The organism is Pseudofrankia coriaricola (genome assembly GCF_001854805.1).
Lineage (GTDB): Bacteria > Actinomycetota > Actinomycetes > Frankiales > Frankiaceae > Pseudofrankia.
Genome location: NZ_MBLO01000102.1, coordinates 1 through 24,216, shown reverse-complemented (window position 1 = coordinate 24,216; position 24,216 = coordinate 1). Strand labels below are relative to the sequence as shown.

Here is a 24,216-nt window from a genome sequence, read left to right as displayed (position 1 = left end):
GCAGGCTATCGGAGCACCACGCTTTGAAGCCCCTACCAGATTCACCAGATCACACTCGGCGGCGTCCGCGCGCCGTCGTGTGGTGACCTTGCTGGTCAGGTTGCGACGAGCGGGAAGGCGTCCTTCCAGACCGGGTCGTAGCCGGCGTCGACGAGCATGGCCGCGACAGCGTCCGGGGGGCGTTCGTCACTGATCGAGAACTGTTCCTGCGCACTGCCGGGCGTCCCGTAACCGCCTGGCTCGGTGGACGAGCCCGCGCTCATCGTGGTCACCGCGATGTGGACCAGCCCGTCGCGCATCGCCACCGGCTCGCGGGTGGACAGCGACAGGTCCAGGTCAGGCTCGTAGAGCCGCAGCGCGGCGTGCGCCTGCACGAACTCGGCATCACCGACGACGACTACGGGCGGGAAGCCGGCCGCGTTCGGCCGGATCCGCGGCAGCGCCGCCGTGATCTCCGTGCGCCAGAACCGGCGGGACAGGAACGTCGCGTGCGCGGCGAGCGCGAGCACGTCGGCCCGCCAGTCGACGGCGAGGCCGAGCAGTACGCCGAGGCCCAGGCGGCGCACGCCGGCGGCGCCGGCGCGCTCGAACGACGACAGCCGGCGGTCGAAGTCCCGCTTCCAGCCGGCGACGTGCACCTCGCGGTACCGGGACCGGTCGTAGGTCTCCTGGTAGTGGACCGCCCCGACGAGCCCGGCCGCGACGAGCCGGGCGTAGGTGTCGTCCGACCAGGTCTGGGTCTCGATCGAGATCGCCGGGAACAGCGGGGCGAGCCGTTCGACGACGGCGACGAGATAGTCGGCGGAGACCTCGACCCGGTGCTCGCCGGAGACCAGCAGCAGGTGGCGGAAGCCGCGCTCGGCCAGCAGGCGCGCCTCGGCCGCGGTCTCGTCGACGGACAGCGTCCGGCGCACGACCGGCAGCCCCTTGGAGAAGCCGCAGTACGTGCAGGACGACAGGCAGGCGTTCGAGACGTACAGCGGCGCGAACAGCCGCACGGCGCGGCCGAAGCGGCGCAGCGTCGCCTCGCGGGCGGCGTGCGCCAGCTCCTCGATCCGGCCGGTCGCGGCCGGGGAGAGCAGGACGGCGAGGTCGGCGAGGCCGAGCCGGCCGCCGGCGCGGGCGGTCGCGAGCACACGGGTCACGGCGGCGTCGTCGGCGAGCAGCCCGGTGGCGGCGAGCCCCGGCAGGTCAAGGCCGACGAGGACCGCCGCGAACTCCCCCGGCGGGGCGCTCACGAGGCGACGCCCCCGGGCCGCGCGCCGAGGAAGCCCGTGAGCGGTGAGGACGCCTCGGCCCTGGTCGGCGCGCTGACGGCGCCGCGGCCGGCGAGGTAGCCGAGCCGGCCGGCGACGGTCGCGAGCGCGAACGCGCGGGCCATCGTCACCGGGTTGCTCGCGACCGCGATCGCGGTGTTGACGAGGACGGCGGACGCGCCGATCTCCATCGCCTCGGCGGCGTCGGAGGGGACGCCCAGGCCTGCGTCGACGACGACCGGCACGCCGGCCGCCTCGATGATCACTTCCAGGGCGTCCCGGGTGCGCAGGCCGCGGTTGGAGCCGATCCAGCTGCCGAGCGGCATGACCGTCGCGCAGCCAGCCTCCTCCAGCCGGCGGGCGAGCACCGGGTCGGCCGGGCAGTACGGCAGCACGGTGAACCCATCGGCGACCAGCAGCTCGGCGGCGCGCAGCGTCTCCACCGGGTCCGGCGCGAGCGTGCGCGGGTCGGGGGTGACCTCGAGCTTGACGAGCGGGCTGCCGGTCGCGGCCCGGCCGAGCCGGGCGAGCCGGTACGCCTCCTCGGCGGTGACGGCGCCGGAGGTGTTCGGCAGCAGCGTCACCCCCGGCGGGACGAAGTCGAGCACGTCGCCCTCGCCGGCCCGGGCGAGATCCACCCGGCGCAGCGCGACCGTGACGATCTCGGCCCCGCTGGCGATGAGGCTGTCCCGCATCAGCGTGTGACTGCCAAACTTCCCCGTGCCGACCATGAGCCGGCTGGTGAACGCCCGCCCGTCGATCCGCAGCGGCTCGTCCTCGAGCTCAGTGAGCCTGACCGGCGCCGTCCCAGGTGCTGCCACCACTTTTCCCTCCCCACGCGCGCATGACCGCGATCGGGTCGACGGGTCGCCGACGGTTGCTGGTCGGCCTCTCAGCCCGCCTTATGCGGGCTCCCCGGGTCCGCACGGATTGTATGTCCCACATTCGCCAGCAGGCTCGCGCCGAGCGAAGCGGTGCACCGCGTGGACCCCGCACCCAGACAAGGATGATCTTGCTGTTGTGCGTCCACTCCGTCACTGTCGGTCCTTGTCGACCGACACCGGAGGAATGCGGATGCCAGCACGACGCCCGACCATCCTGGCGCGCGCCGCCTTCCCAGCCCGGGTCCCACGGCCGAGCCGGGCCACGGTCCGGGGAGCCGGAATGCTGGCCAGCGCACTCGTCGTCGCTGCCGCCTGCGGTGCGGCGGCCGGCGGGTGGGGGCCGTACGAGGTCAGCCCCGGCGACTCGCTGTGGTCGCTGGCCGCGCGGCACGGGACGACCGTCGAGCGGATCAGGACGATGAACGGCCTGTCGGACGACGAGCTACGGGCGGGCGAACTGCTCTACCTGCCGGGCTCCCACTCCGAGGCGGTGGGGGCGGCCGGGGCCGCGGCGGTGGCCCAGCCGGAGGTGGCCACGGACTGTGCGCCCAGTTTGCCCGCGGAGGCATGCCAGCCGTTTCGGCCCCCCGGCGGCTACGTCGTCCAGCCGGGTGAGTCGCTGTCGGCGCTGGCCGCCCGGGCGGGCACCAGCGTCGCCGACCTCGCGGCCCGCAACGGGCTCGGCCCCGACGACGGCCTGCGGATCGGCCAGATCCTGCTGGTCATTCCGGACCCGGGCCAGGCCGGCGCGCCGGCCGTCGCCCTCTCCGCCAGCACCCCCGCGCCCGTCGCGCCGGGTGGTGGCGTCGCGCCGTCCGCGGCGACGTCGAGCTCGACGGTCACGACAGACTCGGCAGTCACGACGAGCTCAACAGTCACGACCAATTCGACAGTCACGACGAACTCAACAGTCACGACGAATTCAACGGTCACGACGAGTTCGACGGCCTCGACGAGCTCAGCGGCCACGTCGGCCGAGACCGGCTGGAGTGCGCCGGACGACGCGCAGCCGGCCGCCTCCGCCATGGACCAGACCCAGCAGGTGATCCGGACGGAGGCGGCCCGCCAGGGCGTCGACCCGGCGCTCGCGCTCGCGGTCGCCTCCGTCGAGAGCGGGTTCGACCCGACGGCGGTCAGCCAGGTCGGGGCGGTCGGCGTCATGCAGCTGATGCCGCGCACCGCGCACTGGATCGCCACCGTGCTCGACCGGCCGGTCGACCGGTCGGACCCGGCCGACAACATCGCGGGCGGGGTGGGGTTCCTGCGGTTCCTGCTGGTAGAGACGTCGGGGGATGTCCCGACGGCGGTCGGCAGCTACTACCAAGGTCTTGACTCGGTGCGACGGTACGGTTTCTTTCCGGATACCCAGGAGTATGTCGGTAAGGTGATCGCGAGACGGGCGCACTTCGCCGAAGCCCCTTAATCGTAAACTGGCGGCGTGGATGCCACGGTCGCGGACCCCGTCATCGGTCGCCTGCTGGACGGCCGGTACACGGCGCAGGAGCGGCTGGCCGTCGGCGGCATGGCGAGCGTCTACATCGCGCACGACAACCGGCTGGACCGGATGGTCGCCCTGAAGGTGATGCATCCGAACCTCATGCACGAACCGGACTTTGTCGCCCGGTTCCACCGGGAGGCCCGGGCCGTCGCCCGGCTGAACTCCCCGCGGGTCGTACAGGTCATGGACCAGGGCGCGGCCCAGACTCCGGTCGGCGTCCTGAACTACCTCGTCATGGAGCTGGTACGCGGCCGGTCGTTGCGCCAGCATCTAGGTGCGCAAGGGCGGCTCGCGCCCTACGAGGCGATAGACATCATGGAAGCCGTCGCCGAGGCGCTGGCCGCCGCGCACCTGGCCGGCATCATCCACCGCGACATCAAGCCGGAGAACATCCTGCTCGGGGACGACGGCCAGGTGAAGGTGGCCGACTTCGGCCTCGCCCGCCCGATCACCCAGCCGACGGCCGCGTTGACCCAGGGCGTGGTGATGGGGACCGTCGGGTATCTCGCGCCCGAGCAGGTCACCCACGGCGTCGCGGACTACCGCAGCGACGTGTACGCGGCCGGCGTCGTGCTGTTCGAGATGCTGACCGGCCAGCTTCCGCACACCGGCGCCACCCCGATGTCAGTGGCCTACCAGTCGGTCCACAGCGAGATCCCGGCGCCGTCGACGATCGTCGGCGGCGTCGAGCCCGAGCTTGACGACCTGGTGCTGCGGTCCACCGCCCGCCAGCCCGACCAGCGCCCGTCTGACGGCGTCGCGCTGCTCGACGAGGTACGCCGCGTGCTGCCCTTCATCACGGACCCCGGCCCCGCCGGGGCGGCGGCTCCCTACCAGGCTGACTACCCGCCCGCCGCCGGGCTGGCGGACCGTTACCCGCCCACCCGCATCGAGCCCCGTCCCGGCGAGGACGAGATGGACGGCTACCTCGACACGCCGGGCTTCACCCCCGCGCCGGCCGGGCGCGGCGGCGGTCACCGCGCCGCCGCCGGCGGCCGGGGCGGGGCGCCGGCCTACGGAAACCAGGCATCCGGCCACCGTGGTGGCGGTATCGGCGGCTTCCGCCCGCCGGCGTGGGCATATGCGGTGCTTGCCGTGGTAGTCGTGCTGATCCTCCTGATCGTCGGGGCGAAGGCGATGCTGGGTGGCGGTGGCGGCGCCGAGGTGCCGCTGCTGACGGGACTGACCAAGACGGACGCCGAGGCCGAGCTGAGGTCGGGCGGCCTGAAGTGGACGTACGGCACGCCCGTCCACAGCTCGACCGTGCCCAAGGACAAGGTCGCCGACTACTCGCCCAGCGGCAGCACGAAGGTCAACCCCGGCGACACCGTCACGATCATCCTGTCGCTCGGGCCAGAGCAGGTCGCCATCCCTAACCTGAAGGGCCAGTCGCAGGCGGCCGCGCAGGCCAAGCTCCAGTCGATGAACCTGGGGTTCGCTGGCCTGCGGCAGCAGCCCAGCGACGACGTCGAGAAAGACAAGATCATCGGGACCGACCCGCAGGCGGGCACCAAGGTCGACCCAGGCACCCAGGTCACGCTGCTGGTCAGCAGTGGTCCGGCCGCCAGGACCGTCCCGGAGGACCTCGTCGGCAAGACCTACGACGACGCGAAGGCCGAGCTGGAGGAGCTCGGGTTCACGGTCCAACGGGACATCGACACCAGCGGCGCGTTCGCCAAGGACAAGGTCGTGCGCACCTCACCCGACCCGGGCCAGCAGCTCAACCCCGGCGGCACCGTGACGCTGTTCGTCTCGGTCGTCGCCGGAGGCGGTGACGGCTCCGGCGTCATGGTCACGGTGCCGAACCTGAAGGGCAAGTCGACCGAGCAGGCGCAGTCGATCCTCCAGAACGCCGGGCTCGAGGCCGACATCCAGAACTGGTTCTTCGGGCGGAAGGTCAGGTCGACCAACCCGCCGGCCGGCACGTCCGTCGAGCGTGGCACGACCATCCACGTCACGATGGGCTGAACTGTGTTGATGGTTCGCTCCGTCCGGGCGGCGCGCTCCGGCCCCGTACTCGCTTCGCTCCCACGGGACCTCCGCGCGCCGTCCTCCTGCGCTCACGGGCGCTACGGCGACCTCGCTGCGGCCCGGCCACGGTCGCTTCGCTCCGTGGCCGGGCCTCCGCGAGGCGCGCCTCCGCGCCCAGCTCGGTTACGACACGCTTGAACGTTGCGAGACCACGACGAACCCTGCGCGGGGCCACGTCGCTTCGCTCGTGGCCGGGCGGCCTCCGCGGAGGCGCGCCTCCGCGCCAGCTCGGTTGCGTGACGCTTGAACGGATCGACCATGGCCGGCTTCTGCGAGGGCCACGTCGCTTCGCTCGTGGGTGGCCTTCGCGGCTGATCGGCACGGAACGCGACCAGCACCAGTCCAGACGTTCCACGAGCGAAGCGACGTGGCTCCGCAGGGTCTGAATGTGGATCGGGGCCGGTCTTGGATCGGTGCCGTTCAAACGAGAGGCGACCATGCTGGGCGCGGAGACGGGCCTCCGCGGAGGCCCTCCTACAAGCGAAGCGACGTAGCCCCCCGAGACGGCGGCTTCGGGTTGGCGACGTACAGCGTGACGCAACTGAGCTGGCGCGGAGGCGCACCTCCGCGGAGGCCCGACCACGGAGCGAAGCGAACGTGGTCGGGCCGCAGCGGAGGTCGCCGTAGCGCCCGTGAGCGGAGGAGGACACGGCGCGGAGGTCCCGTGGGAGCGAAGCGAGTACGGGGCCGGAGCGCCGTGCCCGCACGGAGCGAACCAGCTAACTCAGCGGCGGGAGCGGGTGGCCTGGAGCATCTCGGCGACGAGGAAGGCGAGCTCGAGGGCCTGGCTGGTGTTCAGGCGCGGGTCGCAGGCCGTCTCGTAGCGGCCGCCCAGGTCGGCCTCACCGATCTTCTGGCCGCCCCCGAGGCACTCGGTGACGTTGTCGCCGGTCAGCTCGATGTGCAGGCCGCCGGGGTGGGTGCCGAGCTGCTGGTGGACCTCGAAGAAGCCGAGCACCTCGTCGAGCACGTCGTCGAAGTGCCGGGTCTTCACGCCACTCACGTCGCGCGTGTTGCCGTGCATCGGGTCGCAGGCCCAGACCACCGGGTGGCCGGCGCCGTTGACCTTCTCGATGATCGGCGGCAGCGCGTCGCGGATCTTGCCGGTGCCCATCCGGGAGATCAGGATGAGACGGCCGGGGATGTGGTCGGGGTTGAGCCGCTCGACGATCGCGAGGACCTCGTCAGGGCTCGCCTTGGGGCCGACCTTGCATCCGATCGGGTTGCCAACCCGCGACAGGAAGTCCATGTGCGCGCCGTCGAGGTCGCGGGTGCGCTCGCCGATCCAGATCATGTGGGCGGACAGGTCGTAGACCGCGTCCGTCGCCTCCTCGACCCGCGTCAGCGCCCGCTCGTACTCCAGCAGCAGACCCTCGTGGCTGGTGTACAGCTCGACGCCGCCGAGCTCGGCCGTACGGTCGAGATCGATGCCGCAGGCGTGCATGAACGCGAGCGCCCGCTCGATGTCGGTGGCCATCAGCTCGTAGCGGCGGCCGGCGGCCGAGTCGCGCACGAACGCCTTGTTCCACTCGTGGACCTGGGACAGGCTCGAGAACCCGCCGGTCGCGAACGCGCGGATCAGGTTCAGCGCGGCGGCGCTGTGGTGGTAGGCGGAGACCATCCGGGCCGGATCCGGCCGGCGCGACTCGGGCGTCGACTCGATGCCGTTCACCGCGTCGCCCCGGTAGGACGGCAGGCCGGTGGACGGCTCGATGTCCGCCGAGCGCGGCTTGGCGTACTGGCCGGCGATCCTGGCGACCTTCACCACAGGGGTGCTGGCGCCGTAGGTGAGCACTACCGCCATCTGCAGCAGTGTCTTCACCTTGTCGCGGATCTTGTTGGCGGTGTTCGCGGCGAACGTCTCCGCGCAGTCGCCGCCCTGGAGCAGAAACGCCTCGCCGCGGGCGACGTCCGCGAGCCGCTCGGTGAGCGAGCGGACCTCGGGGGCCGTCACCAGCGGTGGCAGCGTGGCAAGCTCGGCATAGGCGGCTCGCAGCGCGTCCTGGTCCGGCCAGGAGGGCTGCTGACTGGCAGCGAGCGTGCGCCAGAAGTCCAGTTCAGGCCGCGGCCGCTCGAGTTCTGTCTGCCCGCCATCAGGTCCGAGGTCCATCACCCAACCAGGGTACGGGCACCGACCGAACGTTTCACGCCAGTTTCCGCGCCCCTATCGTGCGGTGGCGCACAGTGACAGACCCCGCCGACCCGCCCCTGTCAGCCGAAGAAGACCTCGGACTCGGCGTAGAGGTCCTCGGGAACGAGCTTCAGCTCTGCGACGGCGTCGCGCAGCGGGACGCGCTCGATGCGGGTACCGCGCAGCGCGGTCATCACGCCGAACTCGCCGTCATGGACCGCGTCGATCGCGTGCAGGCCGAAGCGGGTCGCCAGCCACCGGTCGAACGCCGTCGGGGTGCCGCCGCGTTGGACGTGGCCGAGCACGGTCGCGCGGGACTCGCGGCCGGTTCTCGCCCTGATCTCCGCCTCCAGCAGCCCGGAGATGCCCTGCAGCCGGACGTGGCCGAAGGAGTCCTGTTCGCCCTCCTTGACCACCATCGTCCCCGCCAGCGGCGTGGCGCCCTCGGCGACGACGATGATCGGCGCGTAGTGGGTCGCGAACCGGCTCTCGACGAGAGAGCAGACCTTGTCGATGTCGAACGGCCGCTCGGGAATGAGGATGACGTTCGCGCCGCCGGCCATGCCGCTGTGCAGCGCGATCCAGCCCGCGTGCCGGCCCATCACCTCGACGATGAGCACCCGGTGGTGGCTCTCGGCCGTGGTGTGCAGCCGGTCGATCGCCTCCATCGCGATGTTGACGGCGGTGTCGAAGCCGAAGGTGTAATCGGTGGCGGCCAGATCGTTGTCGATCGTCTTGGGCACGCCCACGACCGGCACGCCGGCATCGTCGTACAGGCGGCTCGCGACTCCGAGGGTGTCCTCGCCGCCGATCGCGATGAGCGCGTCGACGCCCAGCTCCGCGAGGTTCTCCTTGATCCGGCCGGATCCTCCCGCGATCTTGTACGGGTTGGTCCGGCTGGAGCCAAGGATCGTGCCGCCGCGCGGCAGGATCCCGCGCACCGCCTGGATGTCGAGCGCGCAGGTGTCGTTCTCCAGCGGCCCGCGCCACCCGTCGCGGAACCCGACAAAGTGGTGTCCGTAGACCCCGATGCCCTTGCGCACGATCGCGCGGATCACCGCGTTGAGCCCGGGGCAGTCGCCGCCCCCCGTCAGCACACCGATCTTCACAGCCCAAGTCCTCCAACGGTTGACGAAGCCGATCGATGACGGAGCGTAAGACCGCGTGACAGCCATCACAAGCGCTGCCGCTCGTGGCGTGGGTGCTCGTGGCGCCGCGGGCGCTGCGCGCCCGCCGCGGGCGCTGCGCGCCGCGGAACGCCCCTAGCACCCACATGTCGTGGACGCTCCGCGCCCACGTGTCGGGCGCTGAGCGCCCTCCCGGCCTGGATCCGGGCGGGTGCATATGGCGGTGGCTGTCCTGGTGCCGGGCTGACGACATGGCTAGGTTGGCGCTGCGCTGAGGCGCCGTCGCCTCTTGTGGCTGGGTAGTGCTGGCTCCTCACCGCGTAGCTTGGGCTGCGTGGTGGCAGCGCGACCTTCGCGCAGTGCGCTACGGAGTGGTAGCTCGCTGCGGGCGCAGGGGGGCCAATACTCGCCAGCGGGCCAGGTTGTGGCGGGCGTCGACCAGGGCGTCGTGGGCGGTGGGCGGTGGCGAGGGCAGCCGCGGCCGGCCGGTCTCCTCCCACAGCTGGCGCAGGTCACGGGTGAACCGCGGCAGCGCCTGCGGCAGGGCCGGCATCATCCCGAACAGCTGGCACAACACGACGTGGTCGTACGCGCCGTACCAGGCCCACAACTCCGGCTCGCCGTCGGCGGTGAGGAAGGCGAGCAGCTCGTCGCGGATCTGGGCACGCGAGCGCCACACCGACGCCGACGGCGACGGGAGCTGGTCGAGGACGTTGCGCCGGACCCATGGCCCCGCCCTCGTCGGATCGAACTCGGTGGAGACCGCGTAGAACTCGCGTTCCCCGTCCTCGCTCACCGCGCCGATGCTGACCAGGTCGAGCCAGAAGTGGCCGCCGTCCAGCCGCTCGATGAACTCGGTGTCGTAGAAATACCGCTCGCCGCCCACTCCCCCAGTGAACCCGTCCCCCTTCACCCACGACGACGAGGGTCACCACCTCGCCAGAACGATCACTATTAGCGACCGTCGGTGAAGGTCGCCGATGGCTCGGGTGAGTGGTAGTCGGGGACGAGCTCCTTGGCCAGGTGCTCCAGGAACAGGCCGGTATCGGCGACGACGCCCAGCCCCTGCGAGGCGGCCCGGTCGGTCAGCGTGGCGACGGTCGCCGGGTTCATGTCGACGGCGGCCAGCGGCACCGACGCCGGCAGGATGTTCCCGGTCGCGACCGAGTGCAGCGCGGTCGCGATCATGATGGTGAAGCCGACGCGGCGCAGGGCGGCCCGCATCGCGCGCTGGCCGGCGAGAACGTCGGTGTGCACGTCTGGCAGCGGGCCGTCGTCACGCACAGAGCCGACGAGCACGAACGTCTTGTTGGCTTTGACCATCGCGTGCATGACGCCCTGGGCGAGCACGCCCTGTTCGACGGCGGCGCGCACCGAGCCGGCCCGGCGGATCGTGTTGATCGCGCGGATGTGCTGCTCGTTGCCGCGCTGCACCCGCTTGCTGCGCAGCGGGCCGATGCCGATCGGGTGGCCGTAGAGCGCCTGCTCGATGTCGAGGGTCGCCAGCGCGTTGCCGGCGAACAGCACGTCGACGTGGCCGGCTTCGACGAGGGCGACCAGCGCGCCGCCAGCCCCGGTGCTGATCGCCGTCTGCCCGAGTACCCACAGCACCTGCTGGCCCTCGGCCTTGACCTCGCGGATCTGGCGGGCGATCGCGCTGACGAGCATCGCCTGCGGCTGGGTCGACCCCACCGGTGGCACCGACATCGCGCCGAAGGTGCCGTAGGAGCGGGCCGAATGGGTGGAGTGGTCGGTCATCGGCAGCACGACCTTCACCCCGGACGAGCCACAGACGATCATGTCGCCGGCGCGTACCTCGGCGACCGGCACCGTTCGCACCCGGCCGCCGGACACGACCAGGCCACAGTCCATCTCGGGCTGCTCGACCGGCACCCACTGGCCGTCGAGGTGGACGACGGTCTCCAGGTTGGTGGTGGCGTAGAAGTCGGAGGGGAACACGCCGTCGCGGTCGGCCGGGCGCAGCAGGGCCTCGCCCGGGTCGACGCGGTTGACGCCGTGAACCTGGATGCGCATGAGGATCCGCATGAGCAGGTCCTCGGTGTCCGCCCCGACAGTGATCACCGCGTGGGACTCGTCGTCGTGCGTCTTTCCCAGGTCGATCCGGTCGACCCCGTAGTCACCGCCATAGTCGAGCACGTCGTCGAGCACGCGGGCGAGCACGCCCGTATCCATCAGGTGCCCGTGAACCTCGACCTTCTCGTAGAAACGCACGCCGCCGTCCCTTCCCTGTCCGGTTCGCGGGCGGCCTCGGCCCTGGACCGCCCGTCTCACTGCCCGCCCCGAACACCCGCCCACCGGCCGCCGCCCGCCCATCCGGTCGTCCAGCCAGGCAGCCGACCCTCGATCGCCCGATCACCCCAGTGGCCGGTCAGCCGGCCGGCCGTGTTCGGACGATCATGCCGGTACCGAGCCATGTGCGCCATCCCGCCAGGCGAGGTTCTTCCCCAGGCGGCGGCTGTCTCCCGGCCCTGCCCGTGGTCCGTCCAGTGGGCGGCGGCGCCCGGCCCGTGCGGCGGTATCCACCCAGCGTGACGCACCTCGGGTCGACGCGCCACGCTTAGGCGCTGGGCGCCGGGGGCGTCTGCGCGCCCCGTCGTTCGAGTTTCGACCAATCAGAGGACGGCGCCGTTGTCCGGCCCGTCGTCATCGGTGGGAGGACGCTCACTCAGCCGCGCGACCAGCCCTCCAACGCCGCCCAGGATGAGCACCACACCGGTGATGTCGCCCACGCCGCTCGTCACCTGGCTCACCAGAGTGGGGATGACGAGAATCAGCACGCCGAGCATGATCGCGCCGATCGCGATCCCGGTGGCGGGCCTGACCCGGCCCGCCTTCGGCGGTGGCGGCGGGAGGTAGTGCTCGTCCTCGTCCAGCTCGTCCCCGTCGTCGGCGCCCGGCGCGGGGGCGCCCGGCGCGGGGGCGCCCGGCGCGGTGTCGCCCGGGCGCCGCCAGCCGGAGCCGTCGACCAGGCCACGGCCGACCGCGTCGTCGAGCAGGTCGCGGCCGCTTCGGCCGCCCGGCCACCTGCCGGCGCCGTCGGCAAGGCCCGACGCGGGCGGGGCCGCGTCTGTCGGGCCGGCCGGCTCGTCGTCATCACCGTCGCCGGCGTCGCCGCCCGTCCGGGCGGACGTCGCCGGCAGCCCTGCCTCCCCCGCCGCGCCCGACCCGGGGGTGACGTCCTCCGCCTCCGGCCACGTGTGCTCCGCCGGCTCGTCGTCGAAGCGGGCCACCAGCTCCGCGAAGACGTCGTCGTCGGCCGGCTGGTCGGCGCCGCCGTCGGCCGGCCGCGGGTCGGGGTTGTCCGCCATGGTCGTCAGCCGTCGCCCTCGGCCAGGGCGGGCGGTCTGGCCGCGTCGCCTGTGCTCTGGACGGGCGCGGGGGCGTGCTGGCGGACGAAGTCCAGGCTGCCCTGGAAGATCGTCTCCTTGTCGTTGTCGAGCGTGGCGACGTGGTAGCTGTCGGGCAGCAGCCGCTCGGTCACCGGCGCGGACGTCACCCCGGCGAGCAGGCGGCGTCCCGAGCTGGGCTCGACGACATGATCGACAACACTGCGGAACGTCAGCACAGGACTCTCGATCCGCCGCAGGTCCGGAACGGTGATCTTCCACAGCTCCTGGAGCGACACGAAGGCGCGCACCGGGACCCGGTCGTAGCCGATCTCGGCGACCCCACCGGCCTTGATGTCACTGGCTATCCCAGGGACCGACCGCCGGATCTTGGACAGCAATGGGGCGATCTTCGCGTCCCAGCGGTCGGTGCCGAGGCTCGGGTTGACGGTCACGGCGCCGGCCACCTCGGCGCCGCGTTCCTCGGCGAGCCGCAGCGTCAGCGTGCCGCCCATCGACAGGCCCATCACGAAGACCTGGGAACAGCGGGCGCGCAGGTCACCGAAGGCCTCGTCGACCGCGCCGTACCAGTCGCGCCAACCGGTCGCGGCGAGGTCCTGCCAACGGGTGCCATGCCCGGGCAGCAGCGGGCAGCGCACCGTGAGCCCGGCGGCCGCGAGGAACTCCCCCCACGACCGCAAGCTCTGAGGCGAGCCGGTGAACCCGTGCACCAGCAGCACGCCAGTGCTGTCCGCGCCGCCCAGCTCGAAGGGCTCCGCGCCCGGCAGCACCGGGCCGAAGCTCGCCGCCGCGCCAGCGGATGCCGCCGTGGTACGTCCGGCACCAGCCATCTGATCCGCCTTCCCACGTCAACGCGTCGTCCGCCGAGAGCCAAAGGAGGTGCGAAAATGATCTTCTTTCGCACCTCCGGAGGCTCCTGTCCCCAGAAGCACGGGCAGGAACACCCCGGTACCGGAATGCTCGCACGGCGCCGCCGGCCAGACCACGGCCACCATGGGCGCCGCACGCCCATGGTGAGGCGCCGGCGGGCCCGACGGCGCGGTTTCCAGGTCACTGGCTCAGGTCACTGGATATGACCGGGATTGACCCCAGCTCGGGATAGGATCTTGGTTGGGTATTCGCGGAATACCGGACCGTGGGGCAACGAGCCGTTGTTCGGGCGGCAAAGGACGTCAACTGGTGCCGGCGCGGGCGACGACGACCGCCTGGTTGGGTCGCGGGAGTGGCCTGGCGGTGGACCGATGGTGACGAGGCCGGGTGCGCGGACTCCGGCGGCGGGGATTGCTCCCGGGCGCCCCCTCGGAAGGCTAGGGTCGTTTCGACCATCGGGCGCGGCCACGGCGCGACGATGGCACCGTGATGCCGGGGACCCACGATGGTGGGGAGCCGGACGTTGGGGAACCGGATGCTGGGGAACCGGACGTCAAGGAATCACGGTGCGGACGGACCGTGGCACAGGGTCCGGGCGCCGGGAGGGCGGGTGGCCGCGGCGCGGCCGAGCAGGGAGCTGGCGTGTTCTACTGGATGCTCAAGGTGGTCCTGTCCCCGTTCCTGCGCACGTTCTGGCGGCCCTGGATCGAGGGGCCGGAGAACGTGCCCGCGGAAGGGCCGGCGATCCTGGCCAGCAACCACCTGTCCTTCCTCGACTCGATCTTCCTGCCGCTGATGGTCCCGCGGCGGGTGACGTTCCTCGCCAAGATCGACTACTTCACCGGCAGCGGGCTGAAGGGCCGGGCGAAGCGGATGTTCTTCAGCGGCGTCGGGCAGCTGCCGATCGACCGCAGTGGTGGCAAGGCCAGCGACGCCGCGCTGCGTTCCGGGGTGCGCGTCCTGAGCCAGGGCAAGCTGCTCGGCATCTACCCCGAAGGCACCCGCTCGCCGGATGGCCGGCTCTACCGCGGCAAGATCGGCGTCGCCAGGATGGCCCTGGAAGCGAAGGTGCCCGTCATTCCCGTCGCGATGTTCGGGACGTTCGAGGTCCAGCCGCAGGGCCGCACGATCCCGCGGATCCGCAAGGTCGGCATGCGCATCGGCCGCCCGTTGGACTTCAGCCGCTACGAGGACATGGCCGACGACCGGTTCGTGCTGCGCTCGATCACCGACGAGATCATGTACGAGCTCATGCAGCTGTCCGGCCAGGAGTACGTCGACATGTATGCCCAGAAGGCCAAGGACGACCTGGCCACGGCCCGCGCGGCCGCGACGGCCGCCGCGGCCGAGGCCGGGGTTCCTGCCGGGTCCGGGGTTCCTGCCCGATCTGCGAAGCAGATCGGGGAGGTCGGGAAGCCGGGCCGGGAGGTCGTGAGCGCCGGCGCCAGCGCCGCCGAGGCATCGCCCGCTGGTCCGGCCAAGCCAGCCAAACCAGCCAAGCCGGCCGGCACACCCAAACCACCGAAGCCAGCCAAGCCGGCCAAGCCGGGCAAGCCGCCGGCCAGGCCCGCCACATTCGCCAAGCCGGGCAAGTTCCCGAATCCGCTCGCCAGGGCGACGGGGGCGCCCCCGGCCACCGCAACGGCGCGGGCCGGCGCCTCGGCCGCCGAGCACCCCGCGACGGATGTCCCGCCGCCGCGCCCGCAGGCGCCGGAGGCCGCCGTCGACCTGCCTCCCGACCCGCTCCAGCGCTGAGCATCGCGACAGTCCTCGTGCCCGAGCCTTGGCGCATTCTCCGGCGGGCCGACGGAAATGCCCTCGCCCGGGCCGCGGCACCGGGTAGCCGGCGCGCAGACGTGACCGCCCCGGCAACCCCTGTGAGCCCTGGCGCCCGGTGCGCCCAGGCGGCTGCCGGGCGGTGTCGACCCACCGACCCGCGAGACGGTGAACACGGCAGGATGGGGGACGTGGGGGCACATTCCTGGCCAAGCCGGGCGGCGGGGCGAGGCGCCCGCCGGCTCGCCGTCGGCGCCGTCCTGGCCGGCGTCCTGTTCGCGCTGGCTCCGGCGTCGCCGGTGCTGCCGGCGGCGGGGGCGCTCGCCGCCGGGACGCCTACGCGGTCCCCCACCGCGCCGACGGCGCAGGCGCCGCCCGGGACGGTCACCCGGACCAACGAGTACCTGACCGACGCCCAGGGCCGGGTGCTGGTGGTGCACGGCCCGACGCTGCCCGCCGGGGCGACCCCCGGCGACACCGACCTGGATGCCTGGGTCGGCGCCGGTTTCAGCACGGTCGGGGTGACGGTTCTCCTGACCGCCGCCGGCGGCTTTCCCGACCCGCGCCCCGGTGCCAGCTCCTCCATCGCGGGCGACCCCGGCCTCACGCAGGCGGCGGCGGTCGTCCGCACGCTGACCGACCGGGGCTTCCGGGTCGTGCTGCGGGTGGCGCCCGCGCCCGGTGGCGGGGTCGCGCCCGCGGCGGCGCTGACGGCGGCGGTCGGCCGCCTGGCCACGGCGTTTCGCGGCACCGGCGGGCTGGTCGGCTACGAACTCACGGCCACCGAGGCCGCGCGTGCCCCCGGCGCGGCGGCCGCCGTCGTCACCGCCGACCCGTTCCACCTGCTCTGGCGCGAACGACCGGCACCGTTCGACCGGACGGCGACGGTCGCGGTCAACGACCCGGCCGGCTACCTGACCGGCTGGGCCGGCACCGGGGACGGCGCCGTCGCCGCGTTCACCGCCGCCGCCGACGGCAACCAGATCGGCTGGCTCTACCCCGCCGGGGCCGGCGGCTCCCCCGGTGCCGCCGCCTTCCCCGCGGCGCTCGCCCGCCCCTACCCGATCGCGGTCGCGGGTGACCTGTCCGAGTTCGGCGTCGACGGCGCCGGCACGTTCACCCTGCGCTACGACACGACGCTGCCTGTCGGCAAGCCGGCGCCGGACGGGCTGCTCACCGCCGTCAGCCTGCCGGCGACCGCCTACCCGACGGGCTACCAGGTCCAGGTGACCGGCGCGAAGGTGCTCTCCAGGGCCGGCTCGGCGCTGCTGTGCCTGGCTGCCGAGCCCGGCGCCACGGCGGTCTCGCTCACGGTCACCCGCGCCCCGTCCGGCCAGGCGCCGGCCCCGCCGCCGGCGGCGAGCGCGGCGGCGTGCCCGGCCGTAGCCGCCGCCCCCACCACCGGGACACCGGCCGCGGCTCCCTCGGGTGGCGGCGGCGAGGCGAAGTCCGCGAGCTACGACGGCCCGCTGCTGTGGGCGCTGCCGCTGCTGGGCGCGGTCGGCATGGGCGCGCTGCTCGGCGTCCCGTTCCTGAAGCTTCGCCGGCTGCGCGCCGGTTCCCGAACCCGCGTGGCGGCCGGCCACGGCGACGCCAACGACAGTCACGCCGCCGTCGGCGACGGCTATGTCGACGACACTTACGCCGACGACGGTCATGCCGTGACCAGCGCCGGCCACGGCGCCGCCGGCCGCGCGGTGCCGGACCATGGCGCGGCCACCTACGGCACCGACGCCGACGGCCCAGGCGCCCCCATTTCGGACACCTACGTTTCAGACACCCACGGTCCAGGTGTCCCGGGTTCAGGCGCGCCCGGTGGTGATGCCCTCGACCAGCTGTACCCCAACACCGCGTACGCCGGGCACGGCGGCGACCCGGCGCGCGCCGGGCAGGAGATCGCCGGCACCGTGGAGGACTCGCCGTCCAAGCCGCCCGACGCCCCCGGAGGCAGGCACCGGGCCACCCGCCGGTAGAGCCCACCGGCCGCGGGCCGCGGCGCCCTTCTCCCGGGCGCGCCGCGGGCTATTTCTCGGCCGGGGCGCCGTAGATGTCGGTGACGGTGTCGGCGAACCTGTCCATGACGGCGGAGCGGCGGACCTTCAGGCTCGGGGTCAGCTCGCCGCTCTCGACGGTGAAGTCCACCGGCAGCACGGCGAACTTCTTGATCCCCTCGGCGTGCGAGACGGACGTGTTGGCCGCGTCGACCGCGCCCTGCAGGTCCGCGAGCAGTTCCTGGTCGTGGACGAGCTCGGCCGGCGGAGTGCTCGCGAGGCGGCCGTGCGCGGTGAGCCAGGGCTCCAGCGCCTCCTCGTCGAGGGTGAGCAGCGCGGCGACGAACGGGCGCCGGTCGCCGATCACCATCGCCTGGCTGATCAGCGGGTGCGTCTGCAGCCGCTGCTCCAGCGGCGCCGGGGCGACGTTCTTGCCGCCGGCGGTGACCAGGATCTCCTTCTTGCGGCCGGTGATCCGCAGGAAGCCCTCCGCGTCCAGGGTGCCGAGGTCGCCGGTACGAAAGAAGCCGTCGGCGTCCAGCGCCTCCTTGGTGGCGGTCTCGTTGGCGTGGTAGCCGCTGAACAGCAGCGGGCCGCGGACGAGGACCTCGCCGTCGTCGGCGACGCGGACCGTCACCCCGCCGAACGGCCGGCCGACCGTGCCCATCTTCACGTGACCTGGCTGGTTGGCGGACAGCGCGGGCGCCGTCTCGGTCAGGCCGTAGCCCTCCAGGACGACCACGCCCAGGCCGCGGAAGAAGTGGCCGAGCCGTTCGGACAGCGGCGCGCTGCCGCTGACGGCGTAGCGGACGCGCCCACCGAGGACGGCCCGCAGCCGCGTGTAGACGAGCCGGTCGAACAGCGCGTGCCGCAGCCGCAGGCCGGCACCCGGGCCGCCCGGGGTGTCGAGCGCCTGGCTGTAGGCGATCGCGGCCTTCTCCGCGGCGTCGAAGATGCGCCCCCGACCACTCGCGTGCGCCGTCTGGCGCGCACGCGCGTGGACCTTCTCGAAGATCCGCGGCGCGGCGAGCAGATAGCTCGGCCGGGACTTGGCGAGGTCGTCGACGAGCGTGGAGACGTCCGCCGAGTAGGCCAGCGGGAAGCCGACCAGGACCGCCACGTTCTGGACGAGCCGGGCGAAGGCGTGCGCCAGCGGGAGGAACAGCAGCGTCGACGGGTCGCTCTGCTTGCTGAACAGCTCCGGCAGGTGCGCCTCCGCCGCCAGCACGTCGAACAACAGCGCGCCGTGGCTGAGCTCGCAGCCCTTCGGCCGGCCGGTGGTGCCCGACGTATAGATGATCGTGGCCAGGCTGTCACTGCGCACGCCAGCGCGCGCGGCCGCCAGCTGATCCGAGGTGACCGCGGCGCCATCAGCGCGCAGGGTCTCCAGCGCGCCGTCGTCGATGACGAGGACCTCGCGCAGCGCGGGCGTCCGGTCGCGGACCTCGGCGACCAGCTCGGCGAGCCGCGGCGTCTCGACCACCGCGAGCGTCACCTCGGCGTCGGTGACGATCCACTCGATCTGCTCCGCGCTGGAGGTCTCGTAGACCGGCACCGTCACCGCGCCGGCCATCCAGATCGCGTAGTCGAGGACGGTCCACTCGTAGCGGGTCCGGCTCATCAGCGCGACGCGGTCGCCAGGCCCCACCCCGTGGGCGACGAGACCGCCGGCCGTCGCCATGACCCGGTCGAAGAAGTCCCGGTACGTCATGTCGACGAACTCGCCGTCGACCTTGTGCCGGATCACCACCTGGTCGGGACGGTCGCGGACTAGCTCGAAGACGCCGTCGGTGAGGGTCACGTCGTCGGGCAGCGTGACCAGGGCTGGTGAGGTGAACTCGGGCACCGGAAGGGCTCCTCGGTTTCGCGGGGCCGGTTGCCTCGGCCACGTCGGCACGCGCACGGGGCAGGTCGCGCGGGTGGGCGGTCGCGGGTGGGCGGGGTCGCGGGCAGGGCATGTCCCGGTTGGCGGGGCCAAGGTCAGACGTTAGTCCGCGCGCGAGGGTGCCGGCGAACCGCGCGGCGCGCCCGACCGTCCGTTCCAGCCATCCGAAACCGGTCCGAAACGGTGGCGTTCCTGGAAAGGAGACGCCCCGGTTACTGCTCAGTAGCATGACGCGTACCTGGTCCGTCGGGCATCCGTTTGCGGCCCACGGGGCTCTAAGCTTCGGACATGCGGGTCCACGTGGTGAGCGACGTGCACGGACGGGCGGACGCGCTCCCGGCCGCCGCGGAGGGCGCCGACGCGTTTGTCTGCCTAGGCGACCTGGTCCTGTTCATCGACTACCACGACCACGGCCGCGGGATCATGGGCAGCCTGTTCGGCGCCGACGCCGTCGGCCGGATGATCCAGCTGCGCACCGAGATGCGATTCGACGAGGCCAGGGAATGGTCGCGCGGGCTGTGGGCCAGCCTCGAGGGCGACCGCGCCACCATCATGGAGACGGCGATCCGCCGTCAGTACGCGGAGCTGTTCGCGGCGTTCCCGACGCCCACCTACCTCACCTACGGCAACGTCGACCTGCCGCACCTCTACCCGGAGTACCTGCGCGACGGCGTCACGCTGCTCGACGGCCAGACCGTCGACATCGGCGGGCTGCGCTTCGGGTTCGTCGGCGGCGGCCTGCGGACCCCGATGAACACGCCCTACGAGATCGACGACGAGACGTTCGCCGCGAAGGTGGCGGCGGTCGGCGAGGTCGACGTCCTGTGCTGCCACATCCCGCCGCACGTGCCGGAGCTCGTGTACGACATCGAGGCCGGCCGGTTCGAGCGGGGTAGCGAGGCGGTGCTGGAGGCCATCCAGGCCACGCAGCCGAAGTACGCACTGTTCGGCCACGTCCACCAACCGCTTGTCGACTCTTTGTATATTGGCTCGACGCGCTGCGTGAACGTCGGGCATTTCAACGCCCGCGGCACGCCCTTCGTACTCGAGTGGTAGGCCAAAGAACATGCGATCATGCTTCTCCTCGCATCTCCGGCGGCCCACCACGGGGGCACGGCGGTAGGCCAAGAACATGCGATCATGCTTCTCCTCACATCTCCGGCGGCCTGCCGAGAGGTGCAGCGGCAAGCCAAAGGAGGCACAGTGTCGCCCGGCCGGCGAGGTGAGCCAGGCGACTTCCGGCTGAAGGCCAGCCGGCAGCTGGAGTGACGGGTCGGCCGGCGAGGCCCCGATGCCGGTCGGGTAGCGTCGTCGATCGATCGGTGACGGTCGCGCCCGCCCCGGCACGGAGCGGCCGCCACCAGCCGAGGGAGGCGTGGGCCGGAGTCACTCCGCCCCTCCTCCGGAGGCATCCAGAGGCCAGCCGAAAGACGTGCGACCCTGCTCGCGTCGCACGCCGGGAGGCTCGCGAGGGGGCCGGCCACCAAGCATGCGATCATGCATTTCGTCGCATGTGAGGCGGCCTCCCCAGGGAACACCACGGAATGGGTGCGATCATTCAACCGATCGCGGCCAAGGTGACCTGGCCGATGCGTTGGGGACGTCGTTGCCGGGGGCCGGGTCAGCCCCAGGCGGATCTGGAGGTACTAACAACGATGGCCGATCACGCACGCGCCTCGATCGTCATCAACGCCAAGCCCGCGACCGTGATGGCCACCATCGCCGACATCGCGAACTACCCGACGTGGGTCGGCCAGATGGAGCAGACCGAGGTTCTCGAAGTCGGCCCGGAGGGCCGGCCGAGCCGGGCCCGTTTCCGGGTGAACGCCGGCATCGCCAAGGACGAGTTCGTCACCGAGTACACCTGGTTCGACGACGAGAAGGTCACCTGGACGCTCGTCGAGGGCCAGGCGATGTCCGCCCAGGACGGCAGCTACACGCTGCACGACCTCGGTGAGAGCCGGACCGAGGTGACCTACGACCTCACCGTCGAGCTGAAGATCAAGATTCCGGGCCTGCTGCGCCGCAAGATCCAGGGCGGCATCGTCGACGCCGCTCTCAAGGATCTCAAGCGGCACGTCGAGGCCTCGCCGGCGCTCGGCGCCGGCGCCTACCCCGAGAAGTTCTCGGACCTCGAGAAGAACGTCGAGAGCTGAGGCTCGTGTGCGGTGTGTGCTGTTCACCGGTAAGGGCGGCGGAGGGACCACGACGGTAGCCGCGGCGAGCGCGACGCTCGCCGCCCAGCGCGGCCACCGGACGCTCCTGGTCTCGTTCAACCCGGTCGGGGGGCTCGGGGCCACGCTCGACCACCCGGTGGCCGGCGAGCCGGTCGAGCTCGAACCGGGGCTGTTCGGCCAGCAGGTCGACCTGCAGGACTCGTTCGAGCGGCGGCTGGACGCCGTCCGGCCGCTACTGGACGCCGCCTGGACGCGCGCCGACCTCGACCCGATCGAGACCGAGGAGCTGGCCGGGCTCACCGGCGTCGGCGAGACGCTGGCGCTGCTCGAGCTGCGCGACCAGCTCACCTCCGGCCGCTACGACCTCGTCGTCGTCGACGCGGGCCCGGCGGCCGACGCGCTGCGGCTCCTGGCGTTCCCGGAGACGCTGTCCTGGTACTGCCGCCGGCTGCTCCCCCCGGACGGGCGCTTCGTGCGCTGGGTCCGCCCGTCGCTGGCCCGCTCGGCGCGGCTGGCCGCCAGGGTCGGCCACCTGGCCGAGCCGGTCTACGACGTGCTGACCCGGCTGCGCGCGACCGCGGCCGAGCTGCGCGAGGTGCTCAACGACCCGGCGCGCACCAGCGTGCGGCTCGTGCTCACCCCGGAGACGGCCTCTGTGGCGGTCACCCGGCGGGTGTTCACCGCGCTCTCGCTGCACGGCCTGCCCGTGGACGCGCTGGTGGCGAACCGGGTGATCGGCCCGAGCGGCGGTGACGTCTGGCGGGCCGGCTGGGCGGCGTCGCACCGTGAGCAGCTCGGCGAGATCGAGGCCGCGTTCGCGCCGCTTCCTGTGCTGCGTGCCGCCTACCGGGGCGGCGAGCCGGTGGGGCTGGAGGAGCTGGCCGCGTTCGGCGCGGCCGCCTACGGGTCGCTCGACCCGGCGGGCGTGCTCGGCGCCAGAGCGGGCGCGGACAGCGAGGCGCCGCTGGTGGAGCGGACCGAAGAGGGCTATTCGCTGTCGTTCGGCGTGCCGTTCGCCGACCGGGGCGAGGTCGACCTCGCCCGGCTCGGCGACGAGCTGGTGGTGACCGTCGGCCCACACCGGCGGCTGCTCCCGCTGCCCGCCGCGCTGCGCCGCTGCGACGTCCGCGCCGCCTGGCTGCGCGACAACCGGCTGGTTGTCGCGTTCGTACCCGACCCGGACCAGTGGGTGCGGGCGTGACCCAGAGCTCACAGCAGAACACCCAGCAGACCTCCCCGATCGGCTCCGCCGGTCCGGCGGGAACCTCGCCACGGGCCCAGCCGGAGCCAGGCACTCTGGCGCAGGAAGCGGCGCTGCTCACCGCCGCGGTCCGCGAATGGCTGACGGCGCACGGCGCCCCGCCCGCCCCCGCGCGGGCCGGCGCCGCCGATGACCCAGAAGCGGAGGACGCCGCCGCCGACTGGCCCGGGACTGCTGAGGACGCCTGGGGCCCCTCCGGGCCGGAGGACCAATGGGACGCCCGTCAGGACCCGGCCGGCGCGTACCCGCCCGGTGTCGCCCAGGACGACCCGTTCGACCAGGAGCAAGGCGACGGCCCCACGCCCGGCCCGGGGCCACGCCACGGCCCGCCCTGGGCGGTGGGACCGGGCGAGACGCTGTGCACCGGCTGCCCGTTGTGCAGGCTGCTCGCCAGCGTCGCCGGCAGCCACGCGGAGGTCCTCGGGCACCTGCTCGCGGCGGCGAGCTCGCTCGCCGCCGCGGCCCGCGCCGCCTGGCCGCCCGCAGGCGGCCCCGGCCAGGGCACGGGTGACCAGCACGACGACCCGCCGGGCTGGCAGGCTTCTCCACGACAGACCGCGACGCAGCAGACCCGGCCGGCCCGCGGCCGGGTACAGAGGATCGACATCGGTGAGTAGCACGCACACGACCGGCACATCCGGCACATCCATCTCGTCCGGCGCGCCCTTTGCGCCCCCGGCCTCGCGCACGTCCGGCATGCCCGGCACCGAGCCGGGCGCGCCGCCCCCGCCGCTCGCGCCGGCCGGCGGCGCGCGGGGTCTGGCGATCGGCGTCGACGTCGGCGGGACGAAGGTGGCCGCGGGCGTCGTCGACGAGCACGGCCGGATCGTCGGCTCGGTGCGCCGCCCGACCCCGGGGCACGAGCCGGCGCTGGTGGCGGACACGATCGCCGAGGTCGTCGGCGAGCTGCTCGCCCGCCACGCCGTCGGCCTGGAGGCGCCGATCGGCATCGGCGCCGCCGGCTGGCTCGACCGCGACGGGGCGCGGGTGATGTTCGCGCCGAACCTCGCCTGGCGCGACGAGCCGCTGCGGGACATCATCTCCGACCGGCTCGGCCGCCCGGTGATCGTCGACAACGACGCGAACACGATGGCGTGGGCGGAGTACCGCTTCGGCGCGGGGCGCGACTGCGCCGAACTGGTCTGCGTCACGGTGGGCACCGGGATCGGCAGCGGGCTGGTAGTGGAGGGGAAGGTGCGCCACGGCGCGTTCGGCGTCGGCGCCGAGTTCGGCCACATGCAGGTGGTACCGGCCGGGCTCCCGTGTGGCTGCGGCAGCCAGGGCTGCTGGGAGCAGTACGCGAGCGGCCGGGCGCTGGTCCGCCACGCCCGGGAGATCATCGGTGGCTCGTCGGCGGCCGGGCGGCGGCTGCTCGAGCTCGCCGGCGGCGACCTGGGGCAGTTGACCGGCCCGGACGTCACGACCGCGGCCCGCGAGGGCGACCCGGCGGCCATCAAGTGCTTCGAGGAGGTCGGCTACTGGCTCGGCCAGGGCCTGGCCAGCCTCACCGCCGTGCTCGACCCGGCGAGGTTCGTCATCGGCGGAGGCGTCTCCGACGCCGGTGAGCTCCTGCTCGGCCCGGCCAGGGCCCAGTTCCGCGCCGCCCTCCCCGGCCGCGGCCACCGCCCCGAGGCCGAGATCGTCCTCGCCGACCTGGGACCCGACGCGGGTTTCGTCGGGGCGGCCGACCTGGCCCGCACAGTCACACTGGGCCGCGCCTAAACCGACGGCGCGCACCTGGGGTATCGGGGCGGGCGTCGGACACCAAGATGTCAACGCCGTCCTAGCCCGTCCCGCGCCCACATCCGCGTACGCGGATGTCGTTCTGGCGAGCAATGTACGCAACCGAGCCACAGAAGGTGACAGCGCATCGGCGCTGCGCCAACGCCACCACGTCACCGACCCGAACTCAGCCCCGGCCACCGCCAAATGCCTCAGCCCGGAACCAGCCCAAGAGGGCG

Annotated in this window: 18 protein-coding genes; 9 read left to right on the top strand and 9 right to left on the bottom strand. The window is 72.9% G+C overall.

What is annotated here, in order from left to right:
• Positions 1-95: 95 nt before the first annotated feature.
• Positions 96-1,238: a 2-iminoacetate synthase ThiH gene (thiH, locus tag BCD48_RS15835; protein ID WP_071049168.1), complete on the bottom strand. Its 1,143-nt coding sequence runs from the start codon at positions 1,236-1,238 to the stop codon at positions 96-98.
• Positions 1,235-2,077, bottom strand: a complete 843-nt coding sequence (locus BCD48_RS15830; protein ID WP_083418703.1) for a thiazole synthase — start codon at positions 2,075-2,077, stop codon at positions 1,235-1,237. The genes thiH and BCD48_RS15830 overlap by 4 nt, the downstream gene beginning before the upstream one ends.
• A gap of 253 nt (positions 2,078-2,330) precedes the next feature.
• Here BCD48_RS15830 and BCD48_RS15825 point away from each other — a divergent pair, with 253 nt between their 5' ends.
• A complete protein-coding gene (locus BCD48_RS15825; protein WP_071049166.1) occupies positions 2,331-3,563 on the top strand; it encodes a LysM peptidoglycan-binding domain-containing protein in 1,233 nt (410 codons plus the stop codon).
• Between the two features lie 15 nt (positions 3,564-3,578).
• The gene (gene pknB, locus BCD48_RS15820) at positions 3,579-5,606 is read left to right on the top strand and encodes a Stk1 family PASTA domain-containing Ser/Thr kinase (RefSeq protein WP_071049164.1); all 2,028 of its coding nucleotides are present in this window, start codon (positions 3,579-3,581) and stop codon (positions 5,604-5,606) included.
• Between the two features lie 787 nt (positions 5,607-6,393).
• Here pknB and BCD48_RS15815 read toward each other — a convergent pair.
• From BCD48_RS15815 to BCD48_RS15790, 6 genes are all read right to left on the bottom strand, one after another.
• Positions 6,394-7,779, bottom strand: coding sequence for a class II 3-deoxy-7-phosphoheptulonate synthase (locus BCD48_RS15815; protein WP_071049162.1), 1,386 nt, complete (start codon positions 7,777-7,779; stop codon positions 6,394-6,396).
• A 101-nt stretch (positions 7,780-7,880) separates the two neighbouring features.
• Complete coding sequence (locus BCD48_RS15810) at positions 7,881-8,909, bottom strand: 6-phosphofructokinase (RefSeq protein ID WP_071049160.1); 1,029 nt, start codon at positions 8,907-8,909, stop codon at positions 7,881-7,883.
• A 382-nt stretch (positions 8,910-9,291) separates the two neighbouring features.
• The gene (locus BCD48_RS15805) at positions 9,292-9,813 is read right to left on the bottom strand and encodes a polyadenylate-specific 3'-exoribonuclease AS (RefSeq protein WP_071049158.1); all 522 of its coding nucleotides are present in this window, start codon (positions 9,811-9,813) and stop codon (positions 9,292-9,294) included.
• 68 nt (positions 9,814-9,881) lie between these two features.
• Complete coding sequence (locus tag BCD48_RS15800) at positions 9,882-11,159, bottom strand: ornithine cyclodeaminase family domain (RefSeq protein WP_071049157.1); 1,278 nt, start codon at positions 11,157-11,159, stop codon at positions 9,882-9,884.
• A 401-nt stretch (positions 11,160-11,560) separates the two neighbouring features.
• On the bottom strand, positions 11,561-12,256 hold the full coding sequence (locus BCD48_RS15795; protein ID WP_071049155.1) for a DUF308 domain-containing protein: 696 nt from the start codon (positions 12,254-12,256) through the stop codon (positions 11,561-11,563).
• Between the two features lie 5 nt (positions 12,257-12,261).
• On the bottom strand, positions 12,262-13,125 hold the full coding sequence (locus tag BCD48_RS15790) for an alpha/beta hydrolase (RefSeq protein WP_071049153.1): 864 nt from the start codon (positions 13,123-13,125) through the stop codon (positions 12,262-12,264).
• Positions 13,126-13,744: 619 nt separating this feature from the next.
• Here BCD48_RS15790 and BCD48_RS56650 point away from each other — a divergent pair.
• Positions 13,745-14,920 (top strand): lysophospholipid acyltransferase family protein, encoded by a 1,176-nt coding sequence (locus BCD48_RS56650; protein WP_491677137.1) that lies wholly within the window; start codon positions 13,745-13,747, stop codon positions 14,918-14,920.
• A gap of 212 nt (positions 14,921-15,132) precedes the next feature.
• Entirely contained in the window at positions 15,133-16,914 is a 1,782-nt protein-coding gene (locus BCD48_RS15780) for a hypothetical protein (protein ID WP_071049151.1), read from the top strand.
• A 49-nt stretch (positions 16,915-16,963) separates the two neighbouring features.
• Here the strand turns inward: BCD48_RS15780 and BCD48_RS15775 are convergent, their stop codons facing one another.
• Positions 16,964-18,778, bottom strand: coding sequence for an AMP-dependent synthetase/ligase (locus tag BCD48_RS15775; RefSeq protein WP_071049149.1), 1,815 nt, complete (start codon positions 18,776-18,778; stop codon positions 16,964-16,966).
• Between the two features lie 327 nt (positions 18,779-19,105).
• Between BCD48_RS15775 and BCD48_RS15770 the strand changes: the two genes are divergently transcribed.
• The 5 genes from BCD48_RS15770 to BCD48_RS15750 all read left to right on the top strand — a co-directional run bounded on the left by BCD48_RS15770 (position 19,106) and on the right by BCD48_RS15750 (position 23,977).
• Positions 19,106-19,873, top strand: coding sequence for a metallophosphoesterase family protein (locus BCD48_RS15770; RefSeq protein WP_071049148.1), 768 nt, complete (start codon positions 19,106-19,108; stop codon positions 19,871-19,873).
• A 599-nt stretch (positions 19,874-20,472) separates the two neighbouring features.
• Complete coding sequence (locus BCD48_RS15765) at positions 20,473-20,973, top strand: SRPBCC family protein (RefSeq protein WP_083418701.1); 501 nt, start codon at positions 20,473-20,475, stop codon at positions 20,971-20,973.
• 7 nt (positions 20,974-20,980) lie between these two features.
• On the top strand, positions 20,981-22,195 hold the full coding sequence (locus BCD48_RS15760; protein ID WP_071049146.1) for an ArsA family ATPase: 1,215 nt from the start codon (positions 20,981-20,983) through the stop codon (positions 22,193-22,195).
• The gene (locus BCD48_RS53685) at positions 22,192-22,872 is read left to right on the top strand and encodes a hypothetical protein (protein ID WP_241841761.1); all 681 of its coding nucleotides are present in this window, start codon (positions 22,192-22,194) and stop codon (positions 22,870-22,872) included. Before BCD48_RS15760 ends, BCD48_RS53685 begins: the two co-directional genes overlap by 4 nt.
• Complete coding sequence (locus BCD48_RS15750; RefSeq protein ID WP_241841741.1) at positions 22,865-23,977, top strand: ROK family glucokinase; 1,113 nt, start codon at positions 22,865-22,867, stop codon at positions 23,975-23,977. The genes BCD48_RS53685 and BCD48_RS15750 overlap by 8 nt, the downstream gene beginning before the upstream one ends.
• Positions 23,978-24,216 lie beyond the last annotated feature (239 nt).